This is a genomic window from Pseudomonas sp. HMWF006, from assembly GCF_003061205.1.
In the GTDB taxonomy this organism is placed as follows: Bacteria; Pseudomonadota; Gammaproteobacteria; order Pseudomonadales; family Pseudomonadaceae; genus Aquipseudomonas; species Aquipseudomonas monsensis.
Genome location: NZ_QAIU01000237.1, coordinates 1 through 4,743 on the forward strand (window position 1 = coordinate 1; position 4,743 = coordinate 4,743).

4 protein-coding genes are annotated in these 4,743 nt (G+C 61.7%); 3 read left to right on the forward strand and 1 reads right to left on the reverse strand.

Annotated elements, in window-relative coordinates:
- A partial coding sequence (locus DBR24_RS09510; RefSeq protein ID WP_128614597.1) for an OFA family MFS transporter occupies positions 1–1,645 on the reverse strand: 1,645 nt, incomplete at its 3' end.
- A 320-nt stretch (positions 1,646–1,965) separates the two neighbouring features.
- Here DBR24_RS09510 and DBR24_RS09515 point away from each other — a divergent pair.
- The 3 genes from DBR24_RS09515 to DBR24_RS31845 form a co-directional block, all read left to right on the forward strand.
- Positions 1,966–2,370, forward strand: coding sequence for an acetyl-CoA sensor PanZ family protein (locus tag DBR24_RS09515; protein ID WP_123470639.1), 405 nt, complete (start codon positions 1,966–1,968; stop codon positions 2,368–2,370).
- Between the two features lie 78 nt (positions 2,371–2,448).
- Entirely contained in the window at positions 2,449–4,674 is a 2,226-nt protein-coding gene (locus DBR24_RS09520) for an AsmA family protein (protein ID WP_128614598.1), read from the forward strand.
- The coding region (locus tag DBR24_RS31845; RefSeq protein ID WP_256591367.1) for a hypothetical protein at positions 4,671–4,743 on the forward strand (73 nt) is incomplete at its 3' end. The genes DBR24_RS09520 and DBR24_RS31845, both read left to right, overlap by 4 nt.

Sequence of the window (4,743 nt, forward strand, 5' to 3'; positions counted from 1 at the left end):
TTTTCTGCAGGGTCACCCACACACCCCACGCCAACGGAATCCCCACCACCAGCCATGCTGCGACGGCCAACGGCTTGCTGCCCGGCGCGGCTTTCCACTCCAGAACCGTAGTCGCGTCAGCACCTTTGTCGTGGCCCAGCGCCTGTTCGGCAGCCAGTTCAGCGTCGGTCATGAAGTACTTGTCGGCCACCGGACGAACCAGCAGGTTGCACAGGAAGCCCAGCACCAGCAGGCCGGCGAGGATGTACAGGGTGATGTCGTAGGCAGCCGCGCGGTCAACGCCGATGCTCAACTGGTACTCACGCAGGTAGTTCACCAACACCGGACCGAGCACACCGGCTGCCGCCCAGGCGGTCAGCAGACGACCGTGGATCGCACCCACCATCTGCGTACCGAACAGGTCGGCCAGATACGCCGGCACCGTGGCGAAACCACCGCCGTACATCGACAGAATGATGCAGAACGCCGCCACGAACAGCGCGACGTTGCCCAGGTGACCGAGGTTCGGGATCAATGCGTACAGGGCAAAACCCAGGGCGAAGAACACGAAGTAGGTGTTTTTGCGACCCAGATAGTCGGAGAACGACGCCCAGAAGAACCGGCCACCGATGTTGAACAGGCTCAGCAGACCGGTGAAACCGGCAGCAATTGCGGCAATCGAAGCCAGTTGCCCGGCATCCAGTTGGCCGAACGGCACGTCAACACCCAGCAGGCGGCCACCGAACACTTCCTGCAACAGCGGCGAGGCCATGCCCAGAATGCCGATCCCGGCGGACACGTTCAGGCACAGCACCAGCCACACCAGACGGAATTGCGGGGTTTTCCACGCCACATTCACGTGCACGTGACGGTGGGTGATCATCGCGTTCGACGCTTTCTTCGCCGGCGCGGTCCAGCCTTCAGGCTTCCAGCCGGTTGGCGGCACGCGGTAGGCCAGGGCGCCACCGATCATGAACACGAAGTAGATCGCAGCCATGGCGACGAAGCTCTGCCAGACGCCGACACCGGCCGGCGAAGCGAAGTGGCTCATCAGCGCAGTCGCCAGCGGTGCACCGACCATCGCGCCACCACCGAAACCCATGATTGCCATGCCGGTGGCCATGCCGCGCTTGTCCGGGAACCACTTGATCAGGGTCGAGACCGGCGAGATGTAGCCCAGGCCCAGACCGATACCGCCGATCACGCCGGAGCCGATCCACATCAGCCAGATCTGGTGGGTATAGATACCCAGCGCCGAAATCAGCAGACCGCCGCACCAGCACAGTGCCGATACCACACCGGCCTTGCGTGGGCCGGCGTGTTCCAGCCAGCCGCCCCAGATGGCTGCCGAGCAGCCGAGGAAGATGAAGAACAGGGTGTAGATCCAGCCGAGCATCGAGATCGGCCAGTCACATTGCGACGAAAACACTTGTGCGATGAAGCTCATGTCCGGTGCGCAAGCCACTGGAGCGGTGACGCCCAGCGCCTTGGACAGCGGCAGCCAGAACACCGAGAAACCGTAGGCCATGCCGATGCACAGGTGGATGGCCAGAGCGGCCGGTGGTACCAGCCAGCGGTTGAAACCGGGCTTGGCGATGATGCGTTCCTTGGACAGGAACGCAGGCTGGTCGGCGCGAAGGCCGTCCGCCGTGATGCTCGTGCTCATTGTGTATCCCCCAATTATTAGTATGGTTCGCCAGCCACTGCTCACCCCCGGCCTTTATGCACGCAGGCATGACCGTTTTTTTGGGTGAAGCTCCTTGAAGGCGCGACGTTAAGTCGCAGAAGGACGGACGAACGGGCGAAGGTTACCATTTGCACGTGACAGAAAAACCAAACTGATATCACCTTTTTTCATGTCACCTGATCTCCTTACCTGCAGGCACTGCACAACGCTGCGATCGTTTGATCATTCTTGAAATCACCAACGGCAACAGATCGCGGCCTGCAGCGGCTCCTGCATAGCGCTTCACAAACGGAAAAATCATGCCTGTCATCGTTCAAACGCTTGAAGACGCCAGTTATCAGGATCAGCAGGATTTGCAGAAAATCTATCGCGATGCGCCGCAATGGCTGTTCGCACCGTTCACCGGCGCGGCCGATCTGATCGAAAACGCCCTCGCTGACGGCTGTTTGATTGCCGGACGTTTCAATGATCGCCTGCTCGGTGCCGGGCGCCTGACAAGGCACCACGGCGTTTGGCATCTGTCCCATTTATGTGTGCGGAAAATTACCCGGCGTCGCGGAGTTGCCGAGCGGCTGGTGAACCAAGCGCAAAAAATGGCGTCGCAAGCGGGGGCGGAACTGCGCCTGCTGGCACCCGCCGGACACCTTGAAGCGCAGGCGCTGGCGGCCAAATTGCACGTGCCACTGGAAGTAATAGCGAGATGACGGCGCCCCGAACCGGGTGGATGCAGCGCTATACTCCCCGGCTAAATTACGAATTCGACTAACTACAAGGACTCGCCCATGAAAGCGTTCGGCAAAATCCTGGGTCTGGTACTTCTCGGGTTGTTGCTGATCATTGTGGCGGCAGGCTTTGCCCTGACCCACCTCTTCGATCCCAACGACTATAAAGACGAGATTCGCCAGATAGCCCGTGACAAGGCCCACATCGAGCTGACGCTCAATGGCGATATCGGCTGGAGCCTGTTCCCGTGGCTCGGCCTGGAACTGCACGAAGCCAGCGTCGCCACGCTGATCAATCCTGCCGAACCGTATGCCGATCTGCAGATGCTTGGCCTGTCCGTGCGCGTACTGCCCCTGTTGCGCCGTGAAGTGCAGATGAGCGATGTGCGGGTCGAAGGCCTGAACCTGCGCCTGAAACGCGACAAGAACGGCCACGGCAACTGGGAAGACATCGGCAAATTGCCGACGCCCGCCGCACCTGCCGGCAGCCCTGCTCCCGCCAGCGCACCGACTGCCGAAGCCCCCGCGCAGCCGGAAAAACCACCGCAGCCGATCCGCCTCGACATCGACAGCCTGACCGTCAACAACGCCCGCGTTGAATACAACGACGAGCAGACCGGCAAGCAATTCAGCGCCGAGAGCATCCAGCTGAGCACCGGCGCGGTACATGATTCGACCAACATTCCGCTCAAAGCCACAGCGTTCCTCAGCACCAATCAGCCTGTGCTGCGGGTGCGCACCGAGCTCAATGGCGAGCTGCGCATCGAGCGCGCCCTGCAACGCTACAAGTTCGAGGACATGAAACTGTCCGGCGAACTGACCGGCGATCCGCTGCAAGGCAAGACCATGACCTTCTCCGCTCAAGGCCAGGTGCTGCTGGATAAAGCGGCGAACGTCGCCGAATGGACCGGGATCAAGATCTCCGCCAACCAGCTGCGCGCACTGGGCGAACTGAAGGCCAATGACCTCGACAAGACGCCGCAGATCACCGGCGGCCTGTCGATCGCCCAGTTCGATCTGGCGAAGTTCGTCGACAGCATCGGTCAGAAACTGCCGGCGATGGCCGAAGGCAGCCTGAGCATGGTCGAACTGGTCAGCCGCGTGGCGGCCACTCCGACCAGCGTCGCCCTCGACAACATCAACCTCAAACTCGACGACAGCAGCTTCAGCGGTCGCATCGCCGTCGAGGACTTCGCCAGGCAGTCGCTACGCGCGACCCTCAAAGCCGACACCTTTAACGTCGACCGTTACCTGCCGCCGAAATCGGACCAGGCGAAAAACGCCACGCAAGTGCGTCAGGCCGAAGTTGCCAGCACCGAAGCCGATGCCATGGCCGGTGCCGGTTCCACGCCGCTGCCGGAAAAACCGAGCAAGAGCGCCTGGAGCACCGAGCGCCTGCTGCCGGTCGAGCGTCTGGCCAAACTGGATGTGGATGCCGATCTGACGTTCGGCCAACTGACCCTCGACAAACTGCCGATCCAGAACGCCGCACTCAAGGCCAGCGGCCAGGGCGGTCTGTTGACCCTGAGCAACCTCAGCGGTGAGTTGTATAACGGCGGTTTCGAGGCCAGCGGCACCCTCGATGTGCGCCCGAGTGCACCGGTGTTGAACCTGACGACCAAAATCAACCGTGTGCCCGTCGAGAAAATCCTCGAAAGCCAGGGCAAGAACCCGCCCGTCAAAGGTCTGGTGACCCTCACCAGCAATCTCACCGGCAGCGGCAACAGCCAGCAGGCACTGATCGAAACCCTGAACGGCAACGCCAGTTTCGTGATCAACAACGGCGTGCTGCTCAACGCCAACCTTGAACAGCAACTGTGCAAAGGCATCGCCACCCTCAACCGCAAAACCCTCAGCGGCGAGCCACGGGGCAAGGACACGCCGTTCCAGGAGCTCAAGGGCAACCTGACATTCCGCAACGGCATCGCCAGCAACCCGGACCTGAAGGTGCGCATCCCGGGCATGACGGTTAACGGTGACGGCGATATCGACCTGCGCGTACTCGGCATGGACTACCGCGTCGGCATCATCGTCGAAGGCGACACCAGTGCCATGCCGGATCCGGCCTGCCAGGTCGGCGAGAAATTCGTCGGCATCGAATGGCCGCTGCGCTGCCGTGGCCCGCTGGAACTGGGCGCCAAGGCCTGCCGCGTGGACAACGAACGCCTGGGCCAGGTCGCGACAAAAATGGCCGGCGACAAGCTCAGCGAGAAGCTCGACGAGAAACTGGGCGACAAAGTCAGCCCGGAACTGAAAAACGCATTGAAGGGGCTGTTCAAGCGATGAGAGCGGAGCAGTTTTCCACGGCGGTGCTGGACTGGTTCGACCGCCACGGCCGCCACGATTTGCCTTGGC

Bases quoted from the DNA above. Each gene is read 5' to 3' on its own strand.
- DBR24_RS09515 (WP_123470639.1), top strand. From the start codon at position 1,966: ATGCCTGTCATCGTTCAAACGCTTGAAGACGCCAGTTATCAGGATCAG.
- DBR24_RS09520 (WP_128614598.1), top strand. From the start codon at position 2,449: ATGAAAGCGTTCGGCAAAATCCTGGGTCTGGTACTTCTCGGGTTGTTG.